General features: G+C 61.6%; 22 protein-coding genes and 1 pseudogene. 6 read left to right on the plus strand and 17 right to left on the minus strand.

The annotated features are described in order from the left end of the window. Positions 1 to 6: 6 nt before the first annotated feature. Entirely contained in the window at positions 7 to 150 is a 144-nt protein-coding gene (locus GDJ97_RS09315; RefSeq protein ID WP_193221263.1) for a hypothetical protein, read from the minus strand. A gap of 12 nt (positions 151 to 162) precedes the next feature. On the opposite strand from GDJ97_RS09315, the pseudogene GDJ97_RS09795 reads away from it, so the two are divergent. From GDJ97_RS09795 to GDJ97_RS01930, 3 genes and pseudogenes are all read left to right on the plus strand, one after another. Beyond that, a pseudogene (locus GDJ97_RS09795) lies at positions 163 to 285 on the plus strand (TOBE domain-containing protein); the annotation flags it as partial. Further along, complete coding sequence (locus GDJ97_RS09640) at positions 259 to 531, plus strand: molybdopterin-binding protein (protein WP_373422656.1); 273 nt, start codon at positions 259 to 261, stop codon at positions 529 to 531. The pseudogene GDJ97_RS09795 and the gene GDJ97_RS09640, both read left to right, overlap by 27 nt. Positions 532 to 1,204: 673 nt before the next feature. Then, entirely contained in the window at positions 1,205 to 2,413 is a 1,209-nt protein-coding gene (locus GDJ97_RS01930) for a MalY/PatB family protein (RefSeq protein WP_152069539.1), read from the plus strand. Between the two features lie 367 nt (positions 2,414 to 2,780). Here GDJ97_RS01930 and GDJ97_RS01935 read toward each other — a convergent pair whose 3' ends face one another. From GDJ97_RS01935 to GDJ97_RS01965, 8 genes are all read right to left on the minus strand, one after another. Further along, positions 2,781 to 4,145 carry an MFS transporter gene (locus tag GDJ97_RS01935; protein WP_226808721.1) on the minus strand — a complete coding sequence of 455 codons (1,365 nt, stop codon included), beginning with the start codon at positions 4,143 to 4,145 and terminating at the stop codon, positions 2,781 to 2,783. A gap of 3 nt (positions 4,146 to 4,148) precedes the next feature. After that, a complete protein-coding gene (locus GDJ97_RS01940; RefSeq protein WP_152069540.1) occupies positions 4,149 to 5,675 on the minus strand; it encodes a M20/M25/M40 family metallo-hydrolase in 1,527 nt (508 codons plus the stop codon). Between the two features lie 133 nt (positions 5,676 to 5,808). Beyond that, positions 5,809 to 5,973 (minus strand): hypothetical protein, encoded by a 165-nt coding sequence (locus GDJ97_RS09320; protein ID WP_193221264.1) that lies wholly within the window; start codon positions 5,971 to 5,973, stop codon positions 5,809 to 5,811. A 73-nt stretch (positions 5,974 to 6,046) separates the two neighbouring features. Beyond that, positions 6,047 to 6,592 (minus strand): PTS glucose transporter subunit IIA, encoded by a 546-nt coding sequence (locus GDJ97_RS01945; RefSeq protein WP_152069541.1) that lies wholly within the window; start codon positions 6,590 to 6,592, stop codon positions 6,047 to 6,049. Between the two features lie 78 nt (positions 6,593 to 6,670). Beyond that, positions 6,671 to 7,366 carry an N-acetylmannosamine-6-phosphate 2-epimerase gene (locus GDJ97_RS01950; protein ID WP_152069542.1) on the minus strand — a complete coding sequence of 232 codons (696 nt, stop codon included), beginning with the start codon at positions 7,364 to 7,366 and terminating at the stop codon, positions 6,671 to 6,673. Between the two features lie 77 nt (positions 7,367 to 7,443). Continuing rightward, positions 7,444 to 7,869 (minus strand): RDD family protein, encoded by a 426-nt coding sequence (locus GDJ97_RS01955; RefSeq protein ID WP_152069543.1) that lies wholly within the window; start codon positions 7,867 to 7,869, stop codon positions 7,444 to 7,446. A 209-nt stretch (positions 7,870 to 8,078) separates the two neighbouring features. Beyond that, positions 8,079 to 9,605, minus strand: a complete 1,527-nt coding sequence (locus GDJ97_RS01960; RefSeq protein ID WP_152069544.1) for a PTS transporter subunit EIIC — start codon at positions 9,603 to 9,605, stop codon at positions 8,079 to 8,081. A gap of 368 nt (positions 9,606 to 9,973) precedes the next feature. Further along, a complete protein-coding gene (locus GDJ97_RS01965) occupies positions 9,974 to 10,132 on the minus strand; it encodes a DUF2179 domain-containing protein (RefSeq protein ID WP_226808723.1) in 159 nt (52 codons plus the stop codon). Between the two features lie 512 nt (positions 10,133 to 10,644). Between GDJ97_RS01965 and GDJ97_RS01970 the strand changes: the two genes are divergently transcribed. The 3 genes from GDJ97_RS01970 to GDJ97_RS01980 all read left to right on the plus strand — a co-directional run bounded on the left by GDJ97_RS01970 (position 10,645) and on the right by GDJ97_RS01980 (position 13,319). Next, a complete protein-coding gene (locus GDJ97_RS01970) occupies positions 10,645 to 11,886 on the plus strand; it encodes a Fic family protein (RefSeq protein ID WP_152069546.1) in 1,242 nt (413 codons plus the stop codon). Positions 11,887 to 12,146: 260 nt separating this feature from the next. Further along, positions 12,147 to 12,617, plus strand: a complete 471-nt coding sequence (locus GDJ97_RS01975; protein ID WP_226808724.1) for a hypothetical protein — start codon at positions 12,147 to 12,149, stop codon at positions 12,615 to 12,617. Between the two features lie 207 nt (positions 12,618 to 12,824). Continuing rightward, a complete protein-coding gene (locus tag GDJ97_RS01980; RefSeq protein WP_152069548.1) occupies positions 12,825 to 13,319 on the plus strand; it encodes an AEC family transporter in 495 nt (164 codons plus the stop codon). Positions 13,320 to 13,360: 41 nt separating this feature from the next. On the opposite strand, the gene GDJ97_RS01985 is transcribed toward GDJ97_RS01980, so the two are convergent. The 8 genes from GDJ97_RS01985 to GDJ97_RS02020 form a co-directional block, all read right to left on the minus strand. Then, on the minus strand, positions 13,361 to 14,563 hold the full coding sequence (locus tag GDJ97_RS01985; RefSeq protein ID WP_152069549.1) for a MalY/PatB family protein: 1,203 nt from the start codon (positions 14,561 to 14,563) through the stop codon (positions 13,361 to 13,363). 292 nt (positions 14,564 to 14,855) lie between these two features. Continuing rightward, entirely contained in the window at positions 14,856 to 16,256 is a 1,401-nt protein-coding gene (locus GDJ97_RS01990; RefSeq protein WP_152069550.1) for a PTS transporter subunit EIIC, read from the minus strand. After that, the gene (locus GDJ97_RS01995; protein ID WP_152069551.1) at positions 16,246 to 17,727 is read right to left on the minus strand and encodes a glycoside hydrolase family 1 protein; all 1,482 of its coding nucleotides are present in this window, start codon (positions 17,725 to 17,727) and stop codon (positions 16,246 to 16,248) included. Before GDJ97_RS01995 ends, GDJ97_RS01990 begins: the two co-directional genes overlap by 11 nt. Positions 17,728 to 17,957: 230 nt before the next feature. Then, positions 17,958 to 18,845, minus strand: coding sequence for a MurR/RpiR family transcriptional regulator (locus GDJ97_RS02000; protein ID WP_193221266.1), 888 nt, complete (start codon positions 18,843 to 18,845; stop codon positions 17,958 to 17,960). A 698-nt stretch (positions 18,846 to 19,543) separates the two neighbouring features. After that, complete coding sequence (mfd, locus tag GDJ97_RS02005; RefSeq protein ID WP_152069553.1) at positions 19,544 to 23,119, minus strand: transcription-repair coupling factor; 3,576 nt, start codon at positions 23,117 to 23,119, stop codon at positions 19,544 to 19,546. 277 nt (positions 23,120 to 23,396) lie between these two features. Then, entirely contained in the window at positions 23,397 to 23,864 is a 468-nt protein-coding gene (locus tag GDJ97_RS02010) for a YitT family protein (RefSeq protein WP_226808773.1), read from the minus strand. A 378-nt stretch (positions 23,865 to 24,242) separates the two neighbouring features. Next, positions 24,243 to 25,109: a PTS system mannose/fructose/sorbose family transporter subunit IID gene (locus GDJ97_RS02015; RefSeq protein WP_226808725.1), complete on the minus strand. Its 867-nt coding sequence runs from the start codon at positions 25,107 to 25,109 to the stop codon at positions 24,243 to 24,245. Between the two features lies 1 nt (position 25,110). Next, entirely contained in the window at positions 25,111 to 25,917 is an 807-nt protein-coding gene (locus tag GDJ97_RS02020) for a PTS sugar transporter subunit IIC (RefSeq protein WP_152069555.1), read from the minus strand. Positions 25,918 to 25,937: the final 20 nt, after the last annotated feature.

Here is a 25,937-nt window from a genome sequence, read left to right on the forward strand (position 1 = left end):
TGATACTCAGCGCTCGAGCAGCACGCGGCCCATCTGGGTGACGTCGTAGCCCGTGATGGCCGCAACCTCGGTGCGAAACGCGCAGGTCTTGGTCAGGCTCCCCACGGCCTCGGATGCCTTGCGCGCGGTTGGCGCGAGCGAGAGTGCCACGTCCAGGACGGTGCCGTGAACGGCGTCGTCTCCATCGACCTCGGCGATGCGACCATCAAGGCTGACATCACCATGGAGGCCATCGAGAGCCTGGGCCTCGAGGAGGGCATGGAGTCCTACGCCATCATCAAGGCCACGAACGTGATGTTCGCCGCCGGCAGCGAGCGCATCGCGAACATCTCCGCCCGCAACCAGCTCGTCGGCACCATCGAGAGCGTGAAGGAGGGTGCCGTGAACGGTCACGTGCGCCTGGCACTGGCCGACGGAAGCCACATCATGGGCTCCATCACCAACGAGGCCATCGAGAACCTGGGCCTGAAGGCCGGCGAGCCCGCCGTCGCCATTATCAAGGCCACGGACGTCATCGTCGGCGTGGAGTAACGCGTAGGGCATTTTGCCTGACGGCCTGCAATTCAGCCCGAACTGACCAGGGGCTTCCCCGGAACGGGGAAGCCCCTGATTTCGTTGAAAGGGTCTGAGGTTATTACAAACCGGGACGATACTGTACGGATTTTTGTTGTCCGCAGCAAAACCAAGTCGATACTGTACGGGTTTTTAGGGGGACGGCGACGATAGGTGTACTCACGCGGCAAGAAAACCGCAGGTAACAGAAGCGCCAACCTGCTCTCTACTCCGATACACCCCAGAAAACCCGTAAAGTATCGGCCTAGTTATTCAGCCGGTGGCCAAAACCCGTACAGTAAGGGACAGGTTTTCCACTCGTCGACAAATGCCGGATCGGGGGGTGCGGACACTTTTCCGCGCCTCAGGCAGCAAGTCAGAGACTCCTTCTCCAATCGCTCGGACTCAACCAGCCGAGGGACTCCTTGATGCGTTCCTCAAACCAACTAGGTTTCCCCACCGGACTCCAAAACCCATACCAAACCGGGCAGGCTGGATGCCAACATGTGTGCGTTCCAAGCCCACCGACTGCCGGGAACCATCGATCGCGGGTATCGCTGCCCATCTTGTGTACGATTGAAGCCTGTTAGCATGCGGGCACCCCATCCGCTCCATGCCGACAAGCTGTCGAACGCAGGGGGAAAGCCAGGTTATGAAGTACGATTTCACCTCCAAGCTGGAGCGTGTCGGTTTCGATGCCGAGGCCGTGGAGAGCGTGGGCAAGCGGACAGGCCTCGCCCCCGAGGCCCCAAAGCCCGGGTTCGACCTCATCCCCATGTGGGTTGCTGACATGAACTTCCCCTGCGTCCCCACCGTCCAGCAGGCGCTAATCCAGCGCGTGGAGCATCCGGCGTTCGGGTACTTCAAGCCGCGCGAGGAGTACTTCGCCAAGATCATCGAGTGGCAGCGACGCCACAACGGCGTTACGGATTTGGAGCCGCAGCATATCGGCTACGAGAACGGCGTGCTCGGCGGGCTGGTCTCCACGCTGCAGAGTTTCTGCGCACCGGGCGACAAGGTGTTGGTGCACAGCCCCACCTACATCGGGTTTACCAACAGCGTGACCAACGCGGGGTTCCGGCTGGTGCATTCGCCGCTCAAGATCGAGGACGGCGTGTGGCGCATGGACTTCGCCGACATGGAGTGTAAGCTGTCCGAACAGCATATCCACGCGGCCATCTTCTGCTCACCGCACAACCCCAGCGGTCGCGTCTGGGAGCGCTGGGAGATCGAGCGCGCCATGGAGCTGTTCCGTCGCTACGACTGCGTGGTCATCTCTGACGAGATCTGGAGCGACCTCATTCGTCCCGGCTTCAAGCACGTGCCAACGCAGAGCGTGAGCGAGGACGCGCGAAATCGCACGGTCGCTCTTTACGCGCCGAGCAAGACCTTCAATCTGGCGGGTCTGGTGGGCGCGTACCATATTATCTACAACGACCACCTGCGCGATCGCGTGCAGTCGGTGGCGTCCAAGTGCCAATACAACGAGATGAACGTGCTTTCCATGCACGCGCTGCTGGGCGCGTACGAGCCGGAGGGCTACGAGTGGGTGGACGAGCTCAACCAGGTGATTGCCGGCAACGTGGACTTCGCGCGGGCGTATATGGCGGAGCACTTCGAGGGTGTGACGTCCTGCCTGCCGCAGGGGACGTACATGCTGTTCGTGGACTGCAGTGGCTGGTGCCAGGCACATGGCAAGACTATCGAGGACGTGGAACATGCGGCTTGGAATGTGGGCGTGGCCGTGCAGGATGGGCGGATGTTCCTTGGGCGGTGTCATCTGCGGATGAACCTGGCGCTGCCGTTTTCCCGCGTGCAGGAGGCTTTCGAGCGTCTGGATCGCTACGTGTTCAACGCGTAGGGAACGCGGGTTGGCTTAGTTGGGCGCTACGAACCAAACTGAGCCGACCTCGCGTCGTATCCGTAGGTACTCTTACACATCCCGAAGAGGCTCGGGGCCTCGCCCGGAGAGTACCCGGAGTCCTTCCTCGGCCTCTCGCCTAACGCGGTCTGCCGCTTCTTCGAGAGCCTCTCCGGGCCTCCTGCTTTTGGGTCGCGCATCAGCTCCGCATGACCCTGATCTCGATTAGCTCCTCGCGGCACTTCGCCTCGAGCTCCCCCCGGCTGAGGGACCCGAGTCCGTCGTCACCCGCCCCCTTCGCCCGGTTGGCGACGAGGCCTCCGCTCGAGACGTTCAGCCGCCTCGCCACGTCGCAGGGCCGCATGCCCTACTTCGCACCCGTGCTTGCAGCGTATTCCCGCTCGCGACGGGCCACCTCATCGATGAGAATCGCGTCACCGTGGCGCGTGAAGGCCAGACACGCGGCCATGGCGACGCCCATGAGCGTGATATAGCCAAAGAGCATGCTGGGCGCCACGTCCATAACCACACCGGAGAGGATGGGGGTCACCACCTGCGCCACCATAGACGACGTGTAGTAGTAGCCCGAGTAGCGGCCCACGGAATTGGAGTTGCAGTTCTCCACCAGCATGGTGAACACGCACAGGTCCACACCGCCCAACGCCACGCCCATGAGCAGGAACACCGCGTAGAACGCCGGCGTAAAGCCGGGCACCAGCCACAACACGGCCGGGCACACCACCATGATGGCCGCGCTTGCGAGTGCCACCTTCTTGCGGCCGATCTTGAGCGACAGGTTGGCCACGGGCACGTAGCTCGCCAACGCGCCCACGATGGTCACGATGTTGATGACGGCGTACGAGCCACCGGCGAGGCCGTAGAACGTATCGGCGTAACGGGAGATATTGGTCGTCATGGCGTTGTAGCTCATGTAGTAGAAGAACGTGGCACCTAGCAGCAAGGCGATAGACACGAGCAGAGATTTGTCGGTGATGCGGTTCTTGCCACCGGCCTCGGGCGAGTCGTCCACGTCGATCTCGTCTTCCTTGATGCCCATCTCAAGGCTCTTGGCGTGCATTTGTCCCACGAGCTCGGGCTCCCGCACGAATCGCGCATAGACCAGCGCGCTCGCAGCTATAACTACGGCCTGAAGCGCGAAGATGGGCAGGTAGTTAGGCTTTCCCTCCTTCGCCACCAAAAGAGCGATGGCAACGAGCATGACGCCCGTGCCCGCGTATCCCACGATCTTCTCGAGCGAATCGGCCTTGGTACGCAGCGGGCGCGGCGTGATATCCGCCACGATGGCCACCGTCATGGTGCGGTACATGCAGATGGCGAGCAGCGTCACGAGAATGGCCGCGATGAGCAGCGGCAGGCTACCCATGCCATCGGCAACGGCAATGAGCGGTACGGACACCATGGCGATGGCCGAGCCCGCAAGGATGAACGGCGTGCGGCGCCCTAGCTTGGAGCCGCAGCGGTCGGACAAGATGCCAAAGAGCGGCAGCAGGAACAGTCCGAACACGTTGTCCACGGCCATGACGGCGCCGGTCATGGCGTTGTCCATGCCGAACGTGTTGGTGAGAATCTTGGGCACCAAGCCGTCGAACACCTGCCAGAAGCTGATCATGCCCATGAACGGCAGGGACGCGAGCATGACCGCGCGGGTGTTGAGCGCGGCGGCCGCCCTGGTGGAACCGGCAACGGAATCAGCCATCGCATTCTTCGCCATGTCCTACGCCTCCATCTTCTCGAGATTGCCCAGAAACGCCACGTAGAACTCAACGCCGCGGCGGTATACGTCCACGCCGATGCGCTCGTTGGGCGCATGGATGAGACCGCGTGCCTCGGCGGAGTAGATGAAGCCGCCAAATCGGTACACGCGCTCGCAAATTGCGTTGAACTCGCGCGAGTCCGTGCAGGAGTTCTGCACGTAGGGCGCGAAGCCGGCCTCGGGATACACGCCGGCCACGCAGCGGTGGATGTAGTCAAACGCGGGATCGTTCTCGAACGGGCTCACGGGCGCGGGCTCCGTGTAGGGGATGGTCTCGTTTATCTCCACCGTGATGTGGTCGGGGGTGAGGCCGGACGCACGGCACTCGTCCGCAGCGTGCGTGCGCATGCGCTCGACGGCATCCGCCAGCGTCTCGAACGGAGCGATGCGCACGTTGAAGTTGGCACGCGCCGTGGGCGGCAGCACGTTATGCGCCGGCGAACCTTCCATCTGCGTGAGTGCGTAGGTGGTGCGCAGCATGGCGCCCGTCTCCGCATTGCCCGCCATGATCTTCGCCACGAGCGGGCGCGTGAGCCACAGGTTGCCGAAGACCGGCTTGTAGACTCCGCCAGCGCGAGCGGCGAGCTCGGCAAGGGTGGCATCCAGCGCGCGCGTAAAGCGCGGGGCGCCAGGGTTCGCCGAGATGCGCTCGCACACGCGTGCGAGCAGGCGGCATGCGTCGTTTGCACCCGGCGTCGAGGCGTGGCCACCGTCCGCGCGCGCCGTAACGGTCACGTCCACGTGCCCCTTCTCGGACACGCCCACCATGGCCACGGGCTCGGTTACGCCCAAGGGAGCATCAGCAGCAACAGCGCCGCCCTCGTCCATCACCATGTAAGGATGAATGCTGCGGGCGCGCAGCCACTCGACAGCCGACGCGGCGGCGGGACCAGCGATCTCCTCGCCATCGGACGAGAAGTAGTACACGTCGCGCGGGGGCACGTAACCCTGGGAGACGAGCAGTTCGATGGCCTCGAAGATCGCGGCACCGATGCACTTGGTGTCGAGCGAGCCGCGAGCCCAGATCTCGCCGTCGACGATCTCCGCGCCAAAGGGGTCGTGCTCCCATGCCTGCCCCTCCACGGGCACGACGTCCTGGTGCGCCATGGTGACGATGGGGTCGAGCTCCTGGTTGACGCCGGGCCAACGCATGAGGATGTCGAAGCTACCGATGGTGGTGAACTCGCACGCCTCGAACGTCTTGGGGTAGAGGCGGCGGAGCGTGCCGATGTAGCGCTCGAAGGCGGCGTGGTCCACGCGGGCGGGGTCGGGATCGGAGACCGTGGGGATGCGGAGCAGCTCGCGGAAACGCTCGACCTCGGCTGCGCCGGCATGGTAGCCGCCGGCGTCTATGGACGCGCCCGCCGGAGCCGACGGTTTAAGCGCGCGCGTTCCCGCTGCAACCTTGGCTGCCACGCCGGCGGTCACCGCTACCGCAGCGAGCCCCAGCCCCGCGCCGATGATGGATCCGATTCCCGCGCTTGCCATGACGTCCTCCACTCGCTCGATCGATGGAGCAAATACTACGCCAAAGTGGAGCGTCAACTTCGAAATAACGACCTACGGGCTTCATGTGTTAACGAAGACTGGAACACAACCTCCGTCCCCCCTGTTCCAATTCCTAGCGGGCGCGGAACTCGAACTCGTCTATCTGCTCCAGAACGACCTCGCCGAAATCGTCGGCCTTCTTCTCGCCTATGCCCGATACCTCGAGCTGCTCGTCGCGGTAAAGGCCGCCACGACGGGGCGCTGGGGCAGTGCGCCACAGGCCTGAACCCACCTGCACGCCGCCCCTGACATGCCGATACCCGCGGAATGCCCGAGCATTCGGTTCAGCCCAGCGAATGTGATCGCGCGCGTTACTTGGTCAGCGCGAGCACCGTGTCGCCCGCGGCAACGGTTGCGCCGGCATCCACGGCGAGTTCCACCGCAGCATAATCCGCCGAGTTGGACACCGCCAGCACCACGCAATCCTTGTGGCCGGCCACCGCAATCTTGGCGCGGTCAAAATCCAGGAGCTTCTGACCCGCGTCCACATGGTCGCCCTGGGCAACATGCCCCACAAAGCCGTCGCCTTGCATGCTCACCGTGTCGATGCCCACGTGCACGAGCACCTCGGCACCGTTGTCGGCCGTGAGACCGATCGCGTGCGACATCACCACGGAAACGGTGCCGGACGTCGGAGCCACAACAGTCTCCGTCTCTGGCCAGACGGCACAGCCGCGGCCGAGCATCTCGCTGCCAAAGGCCGGGTCGGGCACGTCGGCCATCGCGATAACGGAGCCCGCCACTGGTGCGGTAAGCACGATCGGCCCCGCTGTGGGCGCCGGTGCCGGCGCTGCCGGAGCCTGCTTCTCGGATACCGTCTCGGCGGCCTTCTTCTTGAACTTGTCAAAGAACCCCATGGGGCCTCCTTTGCCGTTGTTGGTTTAGCCGCGCCGCGAACACGCCGCACGCGGACCGTTGCGCTGCCGCTGAGTGCCCTACTGCTTCGTCGCCTCGACAAACCAGCTGGTAATCGTCGTGGGATGCGTGATCGCCGTACCGGAGACGACCATCCACGCGCCCGCTTGGATCGCAGCCGTGGCATCGGCCGGAGTGTGCACGTGACCCTCACAGCACACGGGCATGCCCGGGAACTCCTCGGCCGCCTGACGCAGCAGCGGAAGATCGGGGCCATCGTCGAGCGCTGTGCCCCAGGCCTTGTTGCCGTGCGAGAGCGTCGTGGAGCACACATCGCAGCCGGCAGCGAATCCACGACGAATATCCTCGATGCTGGCGCAGTCTGCCATGATGAGGGTGTCGGTGCGCTCGCGCAGCTCGGAGACCGTCTGCTCAAAGGTGCGACCGTCCGGACGCGGGCGATCCGTCGCGTCGAGCGCCACGATGTCGGCACCGGCGTACACACAGGCGAGGGCGTGGCGGAGCGTCGGTGTAATAAAGACACCGTCGTGCCCCTCCTTCCACAGGCCGATCACGGGCACCTCCACGCGCCCCTTAATGGCGGAGATGTCGGAGAGCCCCTGGCAGCGAATCGCCGCCGCGCCACCAAGCTCGCACGCGCGCGCGATGGCAGCCATCGTCTCCGGCGTGCGCATCGGTTCGCCGGGGTAAGCCTGCACGCTCACTACGAGCTTGCCCTTGAGCTCCTGAATCAGCGGAGCAATGCTAGAAGCCATAGATGTTCCTCTCTCTTCGTGGAATGGGACGGGACGGACAGCGCAGCCTCAGACCGCGCACGCCGCACGCCACCACGCTACCGTGCCAGCACCGTCCGCGTGTGCAAAAACTCGTCGTGCAGTGGACGAATCTCAACATCGCCACGCACGAGACCGAATAGCAACCAATAGATCAGGGACAGCACAAGTAAAAACGGTCCGAAGGCGAATTTGAGCACGCACTCACGCATGAAAATCTGCCAGATCGTGCGCGCGCTGCCATCGAGGTTCTCCACGCGGATTCCCGCGATGCACTCACCCACGGTGTAACCCTTGGAGACAGGCAATGCCACCGTGAGCATCGCGATCGTGATAACCGCGCAGATGAGCATGAGCTCGGCCTGCGTCGTCGTGGCCGGGTCAAGATAAAAGACGTTGGCGCAAAAGTAGAAGATGCTCACCAGCCCACCCGTCACCACCAGATCGATCACGAGCGAGAGGAGACGCTTCACCTGCAGCTTCATGCGTCACCATCCTTTCTGAACTGTTGGGCGCCGACCCGGCGACCAGCGGAGCCGACCCCACCGGGTCCACCGGCTGACAAAGCCGCACGCACACCCCTTCCATACAAAAACGGGCGCATGCCGGGCCGGCCAGCATGCGCCCGCATCACATATTGCCAGGAGCGCCACGCGCATTGTATACCCGCGCCGTGCGCGCCCCACCAGCAACGTTACTCGTCGCGACCGAGGTCCTCCAGCACCGCACTCTTATAGAGTACCGCCTTGGCACCAAAGATCGCCTGCACACCGCCCTCGACGTGGAGCACGCCGGCAGCGCCGAGCTTCTTGAACGCCTCGTCATCCACCTTGGCGGGATCCTTCACACCCACGCGTAGACGGGTGATGCACGCGTCCACGTCCTCGATGTTGTCCGCACCGCCGAGCGCAGCCACGATGACCTTGGCATCCTTGGCCATCTGCGCATCCTTGTCCGAGGTCTCCGCATCGTCCGTGCTGTTGGACAGGAGCGAGCTGGAGTCATCGTCATCGCCGCGGCCGGGCGTGAGGATGTTGAACTTGGTGATCGCAAAGCGGAACGTGAAGTAGTACAGACACGCCCACGCGCAGCCGAACGGGATCTCGAGCAGCCAGTTGGTCTTGTCGTTACCCTGCAGGATACCGAACAGGAAAAAGTCGATAAAGCCGCCGGAGAAGGTGTTGCCGATACGAATCTTGAGCAGGTCCGCGATCAGGAAGCTCACGCCGTCAAAGAAGGAGTGCACCACGTAGAGCGCCGGGGACACAAAGAGGAACATGTACTCGAGCGGCTCGGTGATGCCGGTGATGAACGAGGTCAGCGCCACGCCGAGGAAGAGGCCGGCGTACTTCTGACGGCGCTCCTTGGGCACGCAGTGGTACATGGCGAGCGCCGCACCCGGCAGGCCGAACATCATCGTGGAGAAGCGGCCCGCGAAGAAGCGGGTACCCTCGGTGAAGAGCCCCGTGTGATTGGGGTCAGCGAGCTGGGCAAAGAAGATGTTCTGCGCACCCACGACGTGCTTGCCGGCAACCGTGGCGGTACCGCCGAGGGCGGTGTACCAGAACATCGGGTAGATCATGTGGTGCAGGCCTACTGCGCCGCACAGGCGCATGAGGAAGCCATAGAAGAACGTGCCAATCACGCCAGCGGCGGCGATAGCCTGGCCGGCCATCACGAGCAGGTTCTGCAGCGGCGGCCAGATGATGTAGAACACGCAGCCCACGAGTACAGCAGCGACCACCGTGACGATCGGCACAAAGCGTGAACCGCCAAAGAAGCCCAACACCTGCGGGAGCTGGATGTTGTGATACTTGTTGTGCAGGTACACCGTGATGAGGCCCATCACCAACGCGCCGATGACGCCGGTATCGACCGCGGTGCCCTTGGGGTTGAAGATGGCGAGCAGCTGCGTCAGCGTGCCCGTCATGACCAGGTAGCCCAGCACGGCCGCGAGTGCAGCGGTGCCTTTATCGGACTTGGCAAGGCCGATCGCCAGACCGATGCACAGCATCAGCGGCAGGTAAGTGAACACCGTGTTACCTGCGGCGTTCATGACCTTAAAGACAATCTGCAGCCAGGCAACGTTTAAGAACGGATAGGCCGCAATCGTGGCCTCGCTACTAAAGGCACCACCGATGCCCAGTAGCAAGCCCGCAGCGGGGAGGACGGCAATAGGCAACATGAATGCCTTGCCGACCTTCTGCAACGTCTTGAACATGTCAACTCCAATCCACGTACGGATGTCTGGCCCTGCTTCTACCAAATCACGGGTATCGTCATCGATGCACACCGGCTTGCATCAATGACGATACCCGTTGCGTTGGAGCGCGCATGAGCCTGTCATGGCGCGTGCCACCCGGCCTGTTGCAATCCGTGCGGCGTGGGCACCATCTCGTCACACGATTTTGTGCAAAATGCGCACGAACCGTGATGACGTTGTTAAGTAGCATATGGGGCCAGAGCGGGAGCAGTCAATAGGCTTATCAGCCCGAAAACACTCAGTGACATTTCCGAAACATGGGGGCTCAGAGCTGTCAGGCGACATCGCGCCTCATGCGACTCATTGGGGTCAGTAAGTCACCGCCGCTAGTTCAGCCTGCGGAACCCCTTGCCGATATTCTCCGAGCTGTTCATGATCGTCATAAACGAGTTGAGATCGAGCTTGCACACGAAGAGGCGCAGCTGCATGGCCTCCCGGCGCGAAAGCATGCTCATGATCCGCATCACACGTTTGCCCGAATACACCCCCGTAACCGGGGGCGACGGTGCAGGTGCGGTTGGGCTTCTTGACGATGACCGTGCTGAAGATGCTTTAATAATTGCTCAGAAAACCTTGACCACTCCAAGCGGCATAGGAAAAGCCGGTCCAGGATTTCCACCACACTCCCAATTGGCTAAATTGGTTCGACTCTCGAATAGCTTAATTAGGTCGGCGTTAACAGAACAACCCCTATGATCATTTTTGCATGGAAGCACGCACAGTTGAGGGACCGTAGAGCCGCTTTACACCGATATTGAATAGGTAAAACCGGCTTGCTTCCGTTCACCGATTATCTGTGCACGACCATCGCATCCCAACTGAGACAAACACCAAGACGAGCAGTTCTGAGGTTTTCCGTTATCAAGCAGTTTTTCACTTTATCGGAAAGAATTCGCTGTTTTTTTCCTTTAGCAGGCGTAATACTAATCTATCGGACAGAAACCGATGATCCTTTCCGATAGAGTGAATCCCACGTTCCAATGGAGGAGGTGCCCAAATGGCATACCCAACGCTCGAAAAACTCTTCCATGTCGACCGAACGTCGGATAGATACGAAAACCTTCAACACCTACTACAACAACGTATATCGAGCGAGTCGACATTTCGCACCGGTATATATCTGGACTCCGGCGAGCTTTTCCTGGCTATTCCCCGCGAACTATCCGTCCTCCACGAACGCGTGCTCCGGCGCGAACGCCGAGTTTCCGCGCTTTGGAAGGGGCTGCCAACCATAGCACTCGGAGCTTACATTCGTTCGCTCATCCTGGACGAGGTGGTGTACAGCAACGAGATCGAGGGAGTCCGCAGCACAAGGCGCGACATCGAAATCGCACTCGAACATGCTCGGCGCGATACCTCGAGCCTTCCCGGAGCTGCCGGAAAGTCCCACGCGCCGTTCGCGGAGTTTGCACAGCTCTACCTGAACCTGACCGATAACCCCCAGCAGCCGCAAAGCCTCCAAGACATACGGGACATTTATGACTCCGTCGTACGCGATGCGCTGGACAAACGCGACCGACTGGGAGAAGCGCTCTTTAGAACCGGCCAAGTTGTTATCGCGAATAAGCAGGGACGCGTTCTTCACACCGGTGTTTCACCCGAAAGCAAGATCGAAGCGCTGCTGACACAGTGGATTGCGCTTTCCCAGTCGGATTCCATCCCCGAAACGTATAGTGCCCTGCTGTGCCATTTTCTCTTTGGCTATATCCATCCGTTCTACGACGGCAACGGGCGAACGGGGCGCTATCTCCTCGCGCTGCAGCTGAGTAGGCCGCTTTCCCAGCCCACGGTACTCTCGCTTTCGCGTACGATTGCCGAGAACAAAAACGTGTACTACGAGGCGTTCGATGTAACGGAGCGGCCACTCAACCATGCCGAGGGGACACATTTTGTCCTTACGATGCTGGGTCTTATCGGCGATGCCCAGGAAAGTCTGATATCAGACCTTGAAGAGAAACAATCTTCGCTGGATGAACTTGAAGTCGCGGTGAAACAATGCAGCAATGAGCTTTCGCGGCGCGCGTGCGACGTGCTCTACTTTGCAGCGCAGATGGATATTTTCAATGCCTTCCGGGAGACCCGTCTCGATGACGTAGCCGTATGGTTGGGCGTTTCGAAGCCCACATCCCGGAAGGCCTTTGACGAACTCGGTGCACATGATCTGATAATCAAGACCTCTCAAAGACCACCGGTCTTTGAGTTGACCCCGAAGGGACGCAACCTGCTGGGACTGATGTGAGCGCGGCGGTAGTTTTGGCTCCCTGCAAGAAACCGGACCGCTCCCGTATGAGTTTCTACCCCTGCTGGAATAACTAGGTCGATACTGACTGCGGCAGATTATTTGACCTCCTACTACAAGTTGATTCGGGAGGTTTGTATGTATTTACACGAAGGATGAGGCGGAGAGGTTCCTCGCGATCCGTCGGGAAACCAGCGAAGAATCCCGCGCCCGAGCCCGCGCGGAGGCCAAGAATGGGGCCGAAGGAGGGGACGGTCGCGATGGAGTTCGACTTCCTTGAGCGCGACGACGACAGGCTCGGGTCCCTCAGCCGGGAGGAGCTCGAGGCGAAGTGCCGCGAGGAGCTGATCGAGAACAGGGTCATGTGGGAGCTGATGCGCGACCCAAAAGCAGGAGACCCGGAGAGGCTCTCGAGGAAGCAGCGGACTGCGTTAGGCGAGAGGCTGAGGAGGGACTTCGGGTACTCTCTGGGCGAGGTCCTGAGCCTCTTCGGGATGTGGAAGAGTACCTACGAGTACGACGCGAGGGCCTCGGAGCGGGACGCCGCCCGTAGGGCCGAGGTCGACGGGCACGTCCTGGAAGCCTTCCGGAAGGGGTTCGGGTGCTTCGGGTACCGGAGGGTGAAGTGGCAGATGGAGCACGGGGACGGGCCCTTGTCGCGGCGCACGCGGACGGTGGCGCGACCTACCGCGCGGCGAACTGGAAGGGGATCTGCGAGGACAACGGCATAACCAGGTCGATGTCCCGGAAGGGCTGCTGCGGCGATAACGCGCGCGCCAGTCCACACCGAGGGTGCCTACCGATTTACCGTAACCTTCAGCAATTGCAGTCTTATAGGCTTTCCTATCATCTCTTCCGTCCTGGGTGAAGATGCCCTGCTGATAGCCTCTATTGCGCTCATTCCTGTCAACATCTTAGTCTTCACGGTTGGCGTGCTTATGTTTACCGGAGAAGCCTGCAGCCTGCAGCAGCAATTGCATAACCTAGCTGTGTGCTTTCGTTCTCCCACGCTTCTGGCAAGCATCACTGTAGCGGTGTGCGTCCTTTTGCATGTGAACGGTCTGGGAGCACTTGGCGACTCGCTCTCACTTGTGGGACAGATGACAACACCGCTTGCTTTGCTACTGACGGGATCATCGCTCGCCAACTATTCACCTGCAACCATGCTTGATAACTGGCGCGCCTACGTGGCAACAGCGGGACGTCTACTTGTTGCGCCACTTCTGGGGCTTGTCGCTTTGCGGCTGCTGCCCATTGGGCACGAGACGGTAACCATCCTCGTACTGGAGGCGGCCATGCCCGTTGGCAGCAACGGTATCCTTTATTGTCTACAATATGGCAAGGACACCCAGCCCATGGCTCAGTGCACCTTTCTTACCATAATTGGAGCGCTCGCAAGCATTCCACTGGTAACGTTACTTGCCGCTGGATGAGCAGCCCCCGCGGCTCCCTACTGAGCCCAACCCGCGTCCCCCTACGCGTTGAACACGTAGCGGTCGAGGCGGTCGAACGCCTCCTGCACGCGTGAGAGCGGCAGCGCCAGGTTCATGCGCACGTGGCACGGGCCGTGGAACATGCGGCCGTCCTGCACGGCAACGCCCACGTCCCAGGCCGCCCGCTCAACATCGACGATGCCCTTGCCATGTGCCCGGCACCATTCGCCGCAATCGATGAACAGCATGTACGTACCCTGCGGCCGGCACGCCGTCACGCCCTCGAAATGCTCGGCCATGTAGCCGAGGGCGAAGTCGACGTTACCCGCAATGACCTGCCTCAACTCGTCCACCCACTCGTAGCCCTCCGGCTCGTACGCCCCCAGCAGGGCATGCATGGAGAGCACGTTCATCTCGTTGTAACAGCTCTTGGAAGACGCCGAGTTCACCCGGTCACGCAGGTAGTCACTGTAGATCACGTGATAGGAACCAACCAGCCCCGCCAGATTGAACGTCTTGCTCGGGGCGTACAGCGCAACCGTGCGCATCCGCGCATCCTCGCTCACACTCTGGGTCGGCACGTGGCGATGTCCCGGCAGGATGATGTCGCTCCAGATCTCGTCGGACACCACCGTGCAGCCGTAGCGCCGGAACAGCTCCATGGCCTGTTCGATCTCTTCGCGTTCCCACACGCGCCCGCAAGGGTTATGCGGCGAGCAGAATACGACGGCGTGGATGCGCTGCTCGGCAAGCTTCTGCTCCATGTCATCGAAGTCCATACGCCACACGCCGTCCCGAATCACCAGCGGAGAGTTCACGATGCGGAAGCCTGCGTTCTCGATGCTATGCGTGAAGCCGATGTAGGTGGGACTGTGCACCAGCACCTTGTCGCCGGGATTGCAGAAGCTCTGCAGCGTGGAGACGAGCCCGCCCAGCACGCCGTTCTCGTAGCCGATGTGCCTGGGCTCCAGCCCCTCCACCCCGTTGCGACGATGCTGCCACTCGATGATCTTCTGAAAGTACTCCTCGCGCGGTTCGAAATACCCAAACACCGGATGCTGAGCGCGGGCGACCAGCGCCCGCTGGACGCTGGGCACACAAGGGAAATTCATGTCGGCCACCCACATGGGGATGAGATCGAAGCCTTCGCGCGGGGCAGCGGGGGCATTGCCCTTTCCCACGCCGTCAACGGCGACGGCATCGAATCCGGCCCTCTCCAGCCTTGAGGTGAAATCGTACTTCATGACATCGTCCTTCCCGAGCGCCGAAGACGCCGGCGCGACGTCCCCCTATCCGTTGGCATCCATCCTACCTTTGATTGCACGGCGCGTCTGCGGGCAACACCGATTCGCAAAGAGTCGCGAGCGAAAAAAGATGGATGCCGAAGGGTTTTCGACGGGTCGTGCCGAATAAGCGCGCACGAGGCAGTGACCCACCTCCCGTATGAAAAAACGGGGCGGTTCACTCTCGCAGCCGCCCCGCCAAGCAAGGGGAATATCTCCTCATGCGCCGCGCGAGCGCCCAGCCCTCGCGCGCCTACACGCCCGTCTTAGCCAGTTCGCGCTTACCCAGCACGTAGGTCACCACGAAGGCGATCACCACGGCGAGGACCATGACGATCATCGACCACATCAGGTTACCGCCAGTCCCATCCGGGTTGATGTAGGCAGCGAACGAGATGAAGCCCGGCGTGGAGATAACGTACTGGGTCATACCCACGAAGCCCGCGATCAGACCACCGATGCCGCCGCCCACCATGGCGCCCACGAGCGGAAACCGCTCGGTGAAAAGCACGCCGTACACGGCGGGCTCGGTGATCCCGCACAGCGCCGTCACGCCCGCGCCGACCGCCACGGAACGCTTCTCTACGCTCTTGGAGATAAGCGCCACGGCCAGGCACGCGCCGCCCACGGCCACGTTTGCCGGCGCCATGCCGGTGCAGATCAACGGATCAGAGCCAACCTCTGCCAGCAGCGCGAACACGATGGGATAGGTAGCGTTGTTCATGCCGAAGAACACCAGCCACGGCGTACCGAGGCCGATGATTGCCACGGCCAGCGGAGGCGCCACGCGGTAGATGGCCAGCACACCGTCGGAAAGCCAGGTGCCCACGGTGTTGCCGATGGGCCCGAGCACAATCAGCGTCACGGGCACGGTGATGAGCATGGTGATGAGCGGCACGAAGATGGTGCGCAGGTACACGGGCATGTTCCGCTGCAGGAAGCGGTAGACTACGCTCATGAACAGCACGCCCAGGATGACCGGGAACACCGTGGAGTTATAGGTGATGGACTGCACCGGGATGCCCAGGAAGTCCAGGGTCACGTCCTCTTGGATGTTCATGGTGAAAAAGAGCAGCGTGGCACCCAGGAACGCTCCCAAGAAGCCGTTGGACTTCAGACGCTGAGCGGCCGAGAAGCCGATGAACACCGGCAGGAAGTAAAACGTAGCCTGGTTCAGGTAGTAGAACACCTGGTAGGTACCACTATCGGACGATACGCCTGCAAAGGTGGTCAGGAGCGTGAGCACGGCTCCGGTCAGGCCGCCGGCCACGAGCACCGGAATCACCGGGCTGAAGGTACCTCCGATGAACGAGAGAACGGCGTTCGCCACACCGCCCTTCGCAGCCTGGGCGTCTTCCTTGGCGGCGGCCGCATCGTCTACCTCGCCCGCGGCGTCGATGCCCTCGATCTTCTCGAACTCCTCGTACAGCTGGGCCACGTCCTGACCGATTACGAATTGGTACTCGCCGTTCTGCACTACGAGGTTCAGCACGCCGGGAATCTGCTTGGCCGCGACCTCATCGATCTTGCCGGTATCCACCAGGTTCACGCGCAAGCGCGTCATGCAATGGGTGACGTTTCGAATGTTCGCCGCACCACCACACACCTGAACGATTGCAGCCGCAATACCGGCGTAGTCCTTCTTAGCAGCCATGGGTGATCTCCCCTCCCCAATCCTGTCCGTTCGATTTGATGAGCTTGGAGTACCAGGCAAACGAATCCTTCTTGATGCGCTTGCACGGCGGCAGCGTGCCCGCTGCCTCGGCCTCGTTCAGCTCGTCGTCCGTCACGTCCACGTACACCAGGCCATAGCGCTTCTCGATGCCGTTGCCCGTGGACAGCAAGTCCGTGAACGACCACGGGTTGTAGCCGATCACCTCGCAACCGTCCTCGACGGCCAGCCCCAACTGGTAGATGTTTTCGCGCAGGAAGTCGATGCGGTACTGATCGTGAATCTCGCCGTTGGCGTCCTTGTGCTCGTGAGCGCCGAACCCGTTCTCGGTGATCATCATGGGCAGGTGATAGTGATCCCACATGTAGCGCATAAGGTAGCGCAGCGACACCGGGTCGATCTCCCAGTCCCAGTCGGTGTACTCCACGTGGGGGTTGTACACCAGCTGGTAAGCACCGGGTACCACGGGAAACACCAGATTACCCTTTTCGCCCGTCTTGTTGAGATCATAGCTATGCGGCTTCGCATCGGCCGGAGCCCATTTAGCGGTGTTGGAGCGATAGCAATTTATGGCGAAGAAGTCGATCTTCGCGGACTTCATCAGCTCCTCATCGCCGGGCTCGATACCGGGATCGATGTCGTTATTCTCCCAGTACGCACGCACGAACTCGCTGTACTCGCCATGCGCATAGGTATCGTTCCAGATCTTCTCGGTGAACTCCTCCGCGTTCATGGCCGCAATCTGGTCCATGGGCTCGCAAGAATAGGGGTAGATGGGCACCATGCCGGGCACCGGACCGATCTTGCCCCCGGGCACCAGCTCGTGGCACAGATTCACGGCCGTGGCGTGGCAGAGGTTGATGATGTGGTTGATGCGCCACTGATCACGGAACCAATCGGTGCAGCCCTTGGAAACGCCCAGCCAATCGCCGTAGGCGATTTGCATGTTTTGCTCGTTGATGGAGAGCCAGTACTTCACGCGGTCACCGAAGGTCTCAAAGCACACACGAACGTAGCGCTCGAAGGCCTTGATGGTCTCGCGGCTCTTCCAACCGCCCAGCTCCTCCTCGACCCACAGGGGCATATCGTAGTGGTACAGCGTGACGATAGGCTCGATACCATGCGCCACCAACTCGTCGATGAGCGCGTTGTAGAAAGCCAGGCCCTCAGCGCTCACTTTGCCGTCGGACGCCGGGATGATGCGCGGCCACGCGAGCGAGAAGCGGTAGCTCGTGAAGCCGCACTCCGCCATGAACGCCACGTCCTCCTTGAAGTGGTGGTAGTGGTCGGCGGCGATGAAATTGTCGGCAAAGGGCTTCTTGGTCTTGGAGTTGATATCGATGATGGACACGCCGCGCCCACCTTCGTTCACACCGCCCTCCACCTGCCAAGCGGCACTCGAGGCACCCCAGAAGAACCCTTCCGGGAACCTGGGATCATGATCGTAGTGCATGTGGTTCTCCCTTGCTTACTCGGGAGGGCGTCCCCGCCCTCATGTTGCGAGACGGTGCCGAGCTCTGGCATGCACCCAACATACCGAGTTGCAGGAAACGAAGGGGTTCGCAGATGGAACCCTGAAAATAGGGTTCCATCTGCGAACCCTTGCGAGGTCAGACGGTTGTTTTTGAGCGGTGGGCGGCGGGGCTGTAGACCGTGGGACGCTATCGGACAGACAGAGGGGCGCTATCGGGCATCCTCTTCCGCATCCCCACCGTCGTCGCAAAAGAGCGTGAGGTAGCGGTTGTACAGCAGGTCGAAGAAATAGTTGACCCCATACTTGGTGAACACGGTGCGCCGCCGCCGGTAGCTCTGGCCGGGCTCAATCTCCTTCAGCAGAAAAACGTCGTCGTAGTGCGACACGGACTCCGCATTGGGATTGAGCGTCACCAGCACCTTCCGGCCCCGGCACGTGGACAGGTCGTTAGCAACGGCGCGCGCGAAGTTGCCCGTGGCAGAGATGACGACCACCAGGCCCTGCTCATCCATGGTAGAGAGCCGGGCTTCGTCGCCCTGGGAATCTGTGAGGATATCGACCAGCTTATGGGCGTAAAGCATGCACTGCTGGAAGTCGTGGACCGCCATGCTGGAAAAGTCCGAGGCGACGAGCACCACCTCGCTGGCACCATGCATGATGTCGGCTAGGCGATCGAAACGGTCCTGGTCCACCATGCGATTGATTTCCTCGCACATGCCCGCCATGGAACTCGCCAGGTGGTTTCGATAGTCCGCGTGCAACGCGTAGTCCGAGAAGTAATCCCAGTGATGGCTCCACTCGTAGTTGGAATCTTTGATATCCGAGAAATTGTCGAAGCCGATGGACTGGCAGAAGCGCCGCATACCGGAGCGCGAGGTGTAGCATTCCCCTGCTACGTCGTACACGTTCAGACGCTCAAGATGCTCGAAGTGCTGCAGGAAGTAGCGCGCAAGCACGCTTTCCAGACTGTCGGCGCGTGCCCGGTTGATAACGGTGAAAAGCGAGTTCATCAGACTGAAGTGCCGCAGGCTGAACGAGGAAGAGGGGACGTCCTCGTAGCCGTCGAACGTCTGCGCATATGGGTCCTGCTTGTCCATACAGCGACCAATCTCTCGTGTCAACTGGCCTGACTGTATCACATGGTCCAAATCAGGAAGAACAATGTGGTTGATTAGGACTTCGTACGCTCTTTGAATCAGAATCGGTTCTCTATACCAAGGCATCTTCGGGCACGTGCTTCGTTGAGTTCTGCCCCTATCCACAGTCTATGGATCCCGCAATGCAAACTTCGTCAAGTTGGTAGGGGTTTTGAGCTCCCGCCGGCAAACCAGGCCGAGTCGGTAGGGGTTTTCCGAGGGACCTCGACCTATGTCATCCATCATCCCCAGACAAATCCCAGGTAGATGAGGTGGCAAAAACTCGCCTACTTTGGCATGGCCCCAAACCCCCTACCAAGTCGGCTACTTTTCCGTTGCGCCACTCGAAACTCCTGCCAAACTGGCAAGGTTTGGCGTGGGCAGAAGCCTCGCGCCCAGCGGCAGGAGGGTTTCGCAGCCCACAACCCAAACTTGGGCGGTAGTTTACGGGTTTCGGGCCCCGCGGTAAAAACCAAGCCGATACTTTACGGGTTTTCCGGCCCCCGCCGAGTAGCCGCAAAACTGGCGCGCTCGCTACCTGGTCATTCTTGCGGCGACCACCTCAGGCTACCCCGCCGCCCCGGCAAAACCCGTAAAGTATCGGCCTGGTTTCCCGGCAGGCTCCCAAAACCCGTACACTATCCCCTCGGTTTACCTCGCTACTCGTCCTCCGAGTCACCCAGGAGCGCCACGAGCGCAAGGGCGGCCTGCACGGGGCCGCTCCCGGGCGCGCCGGCATCGATCCCGCGACCCAGACCGCTTCCCGCACCCGCTCCGGCACGATACGGTACCTGGATCTTGCGACTCCGGGGAAAGTTCACCGCGCCCAGCCGGCTCCGCAGGTCAAGCGCCACATCGCGCGGCACGTCAACACCCTGGAACACCAAGCGCCCGCCCGTCAGGCTCACGCTCTCCATGCCCAGGCGTCCCGCGCGAATGCGCAGGCGGTTGCGGTCGAACAGGTTCAGTGCGGCCTCCGGCAGCTCTCCATGCTCGTTCTCGCAATCTTCCTGAATCGCGTCGATTGCAGCAAGTGTATCCGCCGCCGCAAGGCGGCGATACACCATAACCCGCTGGTCAACGGCGGGAATAAAGTCCTCCGCCAAGAAATAGTCGGCCGGCAGGTTGATGCCTACCACCTGCGGCTCCACGTTCGCGCCCTCGTCGCCGCGAGCCTCGGCAACCGCCTGCCCGAGCATCTGCGTGAACAGGTCGAAACCCACACTCGAGAGGTTGCCGTGCTGCTCCGCTCCTACCAGCGATCCGGCGCCGCGAATCTCCAGGTCGCGCATGGCGATACGCATGCCGCTCCCCAGGTCCTGGAACTCGGAGAGCGCGGTCAGACGCTCGGTTGCCTCCTCGGTCAGCGGAATCTCGCCGGGGAAGAGGAAGTACGCGTACGCCTGCGTGCTCGAACGGCCCACACGCCCCTTGAGCTGGTACAGCTGCGCCAAACCCAGCCGCTGCGAGTCCTCGATGATCAGCGTGTTCGTGTGCGGGTTATCGATACCGCTCTCGATGATCGTGGTCGCCACCAGCACATCGATCTTGCCGGCCGCGAACTCGATCATCACGTCCTCGACCTCGCGCGGGCTCATCTTGCCGTGCGCCACGCCCACGCGCGCCTCGGGCGCAACCTCGTGCACGCGCTCCACGGCATCGTCGATGGTCTTCACGCGGTTGGACACGTAGTACACCTGCCCGCCACGTCCCACCTCAAGGCGAATCGCCGCGCTCACCACGTCCGGGTCGTACTCGCCCACGTGCACGGCCACGGGCCGGCGGCCGGTCGGCGGCGTGGTGATGAGGCTCATGTCGCGCACGCCGGAAATCGCCATCTGCATGGTGCGGGGAATGGGCGTTGCCGAGAGCGTGAGCACGTCGATCTGCTCGCGCAGGTTCTTGAGCTGCTCCTTGTGCTGCACGCCGAAGCGCTGCTCCTCATCGATGATGACCAGGCCCAGACGCTGCGGGTTCACATCCGCCGAGAGCAGGCGATGCGTTCCCACGAGCACGTCGACCTTGCCCTCGGAGAACGCCGCGAGCGCGCGCTTCTGCTGCGCCGGCGTGCGGAAGCGGCTGAGCACCTCCACCTCCACGCCAAAGGGGGCAAAACGATTGAAGAAGGTCTCGTAGTGCTGCTGGGCGAGGATGGTGGTGGGGCAGAGCACCATGACCTGGCGGCCGCTGTCCACGCATTTGAACGCCGCGCGCAGCGCGACCTCGGTCTTGCCAAAACCCACGTCGCCGCAGAGCAGGCGGTCCATGGGCTTGGGCGCCTCCATGTCGGCCTTGATGTCGGCGATGGCGTCAAGCTGGTCGTGCGTGGGGTCGTAGGGAAACGACGCCTCCATGTCGAGCTGCTCCGGCGTGTCGGGCGGGCAGGCAAACCCCGTCACGCTGCTACGTCGGGTGTAGAGGTCGACCAGGTCGAAGGCGAGCTTCTTTGCCGAAGCCCGCGCCTTCGTGGTGGCGCGCGCCCAGTCGGCGGTGTTCAACCGCGTGAGCCGCGGGTTCTCGCCGTCCGGGCCTACGTAGCGGCTGATGCGGTCTACCTGCTCGAGCGGCACGTAGAGCTTGTCGCCGCCGGCGTATTCCAGCAGGAAGTAGTCGCGTTCCTTGCCGCCGACCTCCTGGCGCACGATCTCAGAGAACAGCGCCACGCCGTGCGTGGCGTGCACCACGTAGTCACCGGGTTTGAAGGGAAAGGTCACCTGCGTGATATCCACATGCCGACGCGAGCGGCCCTGGACGCGGCGAGCATCCATGCGCGCGTTCAGGTCTGCGAGCGAGAAGACGGCAAGATGCGCCTCGGGTATCACGGTGCCGGCAGGCAGCGGCGCGTCCACAAAGGTGACGCGCCCGCGCGTGATGGTGGGCACCGTGGGCACCGCGCCGTCCAGGCCGCGCGCGTTCAGGGGGTCGGCATCGCGCTTGAGCAGCGTCACCTGCACGCGCTCCCCCACCGCGCCCGTGTTCTCGGGCGCTACCTGCAGGCTTTCCTCAAAGGGAATGCCATCATCGGTAAACGAGAGCTCGAGCGACTCACGCGCCCCGCGATCGGGGATGGCGAACACGCAGGCATAATGGCTGTTCACAACCTCCTGGATGCGTCCGATAAAGCGGCTGTCCGAACCGGCGATGGCCGGCTGCTCAGTCTTGAGCTCAGCCGTAACCGCACCGCCCGCGCGGATGATGCTCACCAGGTTGAGACGCTGGTTGCGGCCGAAGTCCAGCGCGTTCGGCCGCACGTACAGCCCCTCGAGACTCGCGACCTTAGCGGCTCCCGCGCGCTCCTCCAGCTCCTCGTACGCACGGGTGCAATCGTCAAAGAGCGCACGCGGCTCCGAGAGCACCACGAGCACGGTCTCGGGCAGATGCGCGAGCGGGGTGTCCGTGTGCGCGTAGAGCAGCGGTAGGAACCTATCGAGCTCGGGTGTGGCAATGTGGTTCTGCGCGAGCTCCAACAAGGCGGCGAGCTGCGTGTCCTCCTTGGCGGGCAGGTAGAGCGCCCGCGAAAGCCGCGCCACGGCGTCGTCGGTGAGCGCCAGCTCGCGCACGGGGCTGATGCGAATCTCTTGCTCGTCGCCGATGGTCTGGCCGGTGCTCGCCACCATGGTGCGGATGCGATCGATCTCGTCGCCGAAGAACTCCAAGCGCGCGGGCGCCACGGCCTGAGCGGGCCAAATATCCACCGTGTCGCCGTGCACATGGAAGAGACCGGGGGTGTCGGCGGCGTCGGAGCTGGTATAGCCCATGCTCACGAGCGTTGTCGGCACCTCGGCAAAGTCCGTCTCCTCGCCCACGGCAAACGTGGCGGAGCGCCAGTACGCGCTCTCGCGCGGCGGCACGCAACGGAGCAGCGAACGCGCGGAAGCAACCACCACGCAAGCGTTCCCGCTCGCCAGGCGCTCGAGCGCCGAGCAACGGGCGGCCACCACGGCGTCGTCGGGCGCCTTGTCACTCCAAGGCAGGTCGGAGCGCAGGGGAAACCGCGTCACGCGGTCGGCGCCCAGATACGCCGCGAGCGAGCGCAGCGCGCGGTCGGCGGCATCCTCGCCCGAGACCACGTACACCGTCGGGCGCGGTTGACGAGCGAACTGCGAGGCCACGATGAGCGTGCGCGCCGATTGCGAGACCGCCAAGGTGGCGTCCTGGCCCTCGGCAAGCGCGGTCTCGACGGTCTGCGGGCCCTCCGCGGTGTAGAGCTGCGCGGCAATGCGATGGATGAGCATGTGCGAACCGGCCTTTCAGGAGCGTATTTCAACAGCAGAAGCGCCCCGTACGGGACTTCCGCGCGGGTCGCGATAATCGGTTTGTTGAGGCTATTCTACCTGTAAGAAAGGCTGGGCAAGCAAGGCGTGGGCATACTTCTCCTTGAGCATCGCCCGAACTTCATCGGTGACGAAGGGTTTCCCGCCTGCGGGGGAATGAGCCTTCGCATCGAGCACCCACGCCCTATCCCGTCTGCTCCTGGTCCATGCACTTTGCGCCGTCCTCGGCACGCAACGGCTAGTTCAACCCGCAGAACCCCTTACCGATAATCTCCGAGCTGTTGACGACCGTCATGAAGGCATGGTCGTCCAGCGAGCGCACGTACTGGCGCAGGCGCATGGCCTCGTGACGCGAAAGCGCGCTCATCACCTGCAAGACCTGCTTGCCGGAATACGCGCCGTACCCAGGCGTGATGGTTGCCGAACGGTTCAGCTCGCGCACGATGAAACGCTCGACCTCGTGCGGGCGCGAGCAGATAACGGTGCAGACTTTGCGCAGGTGCAGCCGCTCGACCGCGCTGCCTACCACGAGCGTCTTGTCAAAGAGACCCAACACGCAGTACAGACCCACACGCGGACCGTAGAGCACGGCCGCCGTCGCAACGATCGCCACGTCCACGAGCATGAGTGCGCGGCCCACCTCGAACCCGGTGCGCTGGCGCAAGATCATCGCGAGAATGTCCGTTCCGCCGGTAGAGGCACCGATGTCGAAGGCGAATGGCGATGGCCGTGAGGATGAGGCCGGTGTTCAAAATGAGCAGAAAACGCAGCATGCCCGGCTGAGCTCCACGGCGCTCCGCCTGCTCGCGTGCCTGCTCCGCCTCTGTGGGCGTTTGGCAGCCCGCCATGGGCACGACGTCGTTTTCTGAGGTATCAGGCTGGTCAGACCTCGATTTGCCAGCAGTCCTACTCACGCTCAGTCCACCCCGCTAACCAAAAAAGCGCCGTGCCCGTCCAGCATAACGCGCTGGACGGGCACGGGCACCTTTATGACTTCTAAGTCGAACAAGACCACGGCGCCATAGCCTCGTTTACGCCCAGAAAAACAGTTCGCATGTAGTTGACCTGTCGATGCTACTGCAACTTACACCAGACCCAGGGCAACCAACACGACACCAAGCACCAGTAAACCAAACATAATTGCGGTTCCAGATGCGCCTTTCTTGAGCAGACCCCAACAACCAAATGTCAGCAGCATGGGCAGAATGAAGGGGCAAATCTGATCGAAGATATCCTGCAGCACCACTTCGGCACCGTTGATATTTGCCGTTGCGGACAGCTTGAGAACCACCATGGAGGGAATCATCGCGCCAATAACGATAAGGCCCATAATACGCGCAGCTTCCGTTACCTTCTGCAGGGTGCCATCAGCTGAAATCCGCTCGAGGAATTTACTACCGCCCTCGTATCCAATCTTGAAGCCCCAACGGCGCACTATCTCAGATGGAATCACGTTTAGGATTGCGTAGATAATCGGACCCAAAACGTTGCCGGCAACGGCCAAAGGCGCACCGATACCCGCGCCAATAACGCGGAATGTGCCCCAGAAAAACGAGTCGCCAATGCCTGCCAGGGGCCCCATAAGAGCAGCCTTAACTGACGTAATGGACCCCTCGTCATACGCTTCCCCCTCAGCAGCATTCTGTTCCTCCATGGCGCATGAAAGACCAAGGATGAAAGGACTCGTAGACGTCGCGCAGTTGAAAAACTCGAGATGACGCTTGACCGCCGCATTTAGCTCGTCCGGATCGCTGGCATACAGCTCTCGCAGCGCGGGAAGCATAGCATTCGCATAGCCAGTGGACATCTGACGCTCGTAGTTAAAACAACCCAAAAGTTGATAGTGACGATTGAAAACACTCCTGAGTGCCTTATGACTCAGTTTTTTCTCAGGAACTTCCGGCATCGCCGAGACATCATCCTGGACCAGCGCGCTCGTTTTCTCAGCCATTTTAGAGCTCCTCACTGTCGTCATCATCGATCAGAATCGATGGGGCTGTCGTCGAAGAATTGTTCTGAGAGACCACCGCCGGCTTGGCACTCGATCCCAACATGTAATACACGACGGCGCACACTGCCCCAAAGAACGCTGCGCCAATAGTGCTGATATTCAGGAAAGCGGCAAGCGCAAAACCCAAGAAAAGGAATACGCCAAATTTACGGTCCCACGTGAGCTGGATAAGCATGGCAACTCCCAGAGCTGGAAGTAGATTGCCAGATTGGTTCAGACCGTCTTGAACAACAGATGGGATAAGGTCAACGAACTGGGTGATCACTCCGGATCCAAGGACAAATCCCAGAAAGACCGGAACGAACTTGAAAAGAAAGTACACGGTCGCTCCGCCCCAGATCGCCATTTCAACTCCCCGATAGTTGCGCGCCTCAGCACAGCGATCGGCGTAATGCGCAAAGAACGTATTGACCACCGGCGCAGCGATATCGCACAGCTGTGCAACCACCGCAATGGGGACGGCAAGGGCGAGGGTGGTTTCGTACGACGCGTTCGTACTAATTGCAAGCGCTGTAGCAAGTGCAGATCCAACCACGACGTTCGGTGGGGTCGTAGTTCCGATTCCGTTCAGGCCCATCCACACCAATTCCAGCTCGCCGCCAACAACCAAGCCAGTCGTTGGATCTCCCATAATCAGACCAACAAGCGGTCCGATGATAATCGGGCGATCGAGCATATGCTGTCCGCCGATACGCGACTCCATGTAGACGAGGGCGGCAACAAGCGCCACCAGAAAACCTTGCAACATGATTCTCTTCCTCCTTGATC

It is taken from the genome of Collinsella sp. AK_207A (genome assembly GCF_902501965.1).
Lineage (GTDB): Bacteria > Actinomycetota > Coriobacteriia > Coriobacteriales > Coriobacteriaceae > Collinsella.

What these genes read in the sequence shown, in the direction of transcription:
- GDJ97_RS09640 (WP_373422656.1), top strand. Translation starts at nt 259, where the DNA reads ATGGAGTCCTACGCCATCATCAAGGCCACGAACGTGATGTTCGCCGCC.
- GDJ97_RS01930 (WP_152069539.1), top strand. Translation starts at nt 1,205, where the DNA reads ATGAAGTACGATTTCACCTCCAAGCTGGAGCGTGTCGGTTTCGATGCC.
- GDJ97_RS01935 (WP_226808721.1), bottom strand. Translation starts at nt 4,145, where the DNA reads ATGGCGAAGAATGCGATGGCTGATTCCGTTGCCGGTTCCACCAGGGCG.
- GDJ97_RS01940 (WP_152069540.1), bottom strand. Translation starts at nt 5,675, where the DNA reads ATGGCAAGCGCGGGAATCGGATCCATCATCGGCGCGGGGCTGGGGCTC.
- GDJ97_RS01945 (WP_152069541.1), bottom strand. Translation starts at nt 6,592, where the DNA reads ATGGGGTTCTTTGACAAGTTCAAGAAGAAGGCCGCCGAGACGGTATCC.
- GDJ97_RS01950 (WP_152069542.1), bottom strand. Translation starts at nt 7,366, where the DNA reads ATGGCTTCTAGCATTGCTCCGCTGATTCAGGAGCTCAAGGGCAAGCTC.
- GDJ97_RS01955 (WP_152069543.1), bottom strand. Translation starts at nt 7,869, where the DNA reads ATGAAGCTGCAGGTGAAGCGTCTCCTCTCGCTCGTGATCGATCTGGTG.
- GDJ97_RS01960 (WP_152069544.1), bottom strand. Translation starts at nt 9,605, where the DNA reads ATGTTCAAGACGTTGCAGAAGGTCGGCAAGGCATTCATGTTGCCTATT.
- GDJ97_RS01970 (WP_152069546.1), top strand. Translation starts at nt 10,645, where the DNA reads ATGGCATACCCAACGCTCGAAAAACTCTTCCATGTCGACCGAACGTCG.
- GDJ97_RS01975 (WP_226808724.1), top strand. Translation starts at nt 12,147, where the DNA reads ATGGAGTTCGACTTCCTTGAGCGCGACGACGACAGGCTCGGGTCCCTC.
- GDJ97_RS01980 (WP_152069548.1), top strand. Translation starts at nt 12,825, where the DNA reads ATGTTTACCGGAGAAGCCTGCAGCCTGCAGCAGCAATTGCATAACCTA.
- GDJ97_RS01985 (WP_152069549.1), bottom strand. Translation starts at nt 14,563, where the DNA reads ATGAAGTACGATTTCACCTCAAGGCTGGAGAGGGCCGGATTCGATGCC.
- GDJ97_RS01990 (WP_152069550.1), bottom strand. Translation starts at nt 16,256, where the DNA reads ATGGCTGCTAAGAAGGACTACGCCGGTATTGCGGCTGCAATCGTTCAG.
- GDJ97_RS01995 (WP_152069551.1), bottom strand. Translation starts at nt 17,727, where the DNA reads ATGCACTACGATCATGATCCCAGGTTCCCGGAAGGGTTCTTCTGGGGT.
- GDJ97_RS02000 (WP_193221266.1), bottom strand. Translation starts at nt 18,845, where the DNA reads ATGGACAAGCAGGACCCATATGCGCAGACGTTCGACGGCTACGAGGAC.
- mfd (WP_152069553.1), bottom strand. Translation starts at nt 23,119, where the DNA reads ATGCTCATCCATCGCATTGCCGCGCAGCTCTACACCGCGGAGGGCCCG.
- GDJ97_RS02015 (WP_226808725.1), bottom strand. Translation starts at nt 25,109, where the DNA reads ATGGCTGAGAAAACGAGCGCGCTGGTCCAGGATGATGTCTCGGCGATG.
- GDJ97_RS02020 (WP_152069555.1), bottom strand. Translation starts at nt 25,917, where the DNA reads ATGTTGCAAGGTTTTCTGGTGGCGCTTGTTGCCGCCCTCGTCTACATG.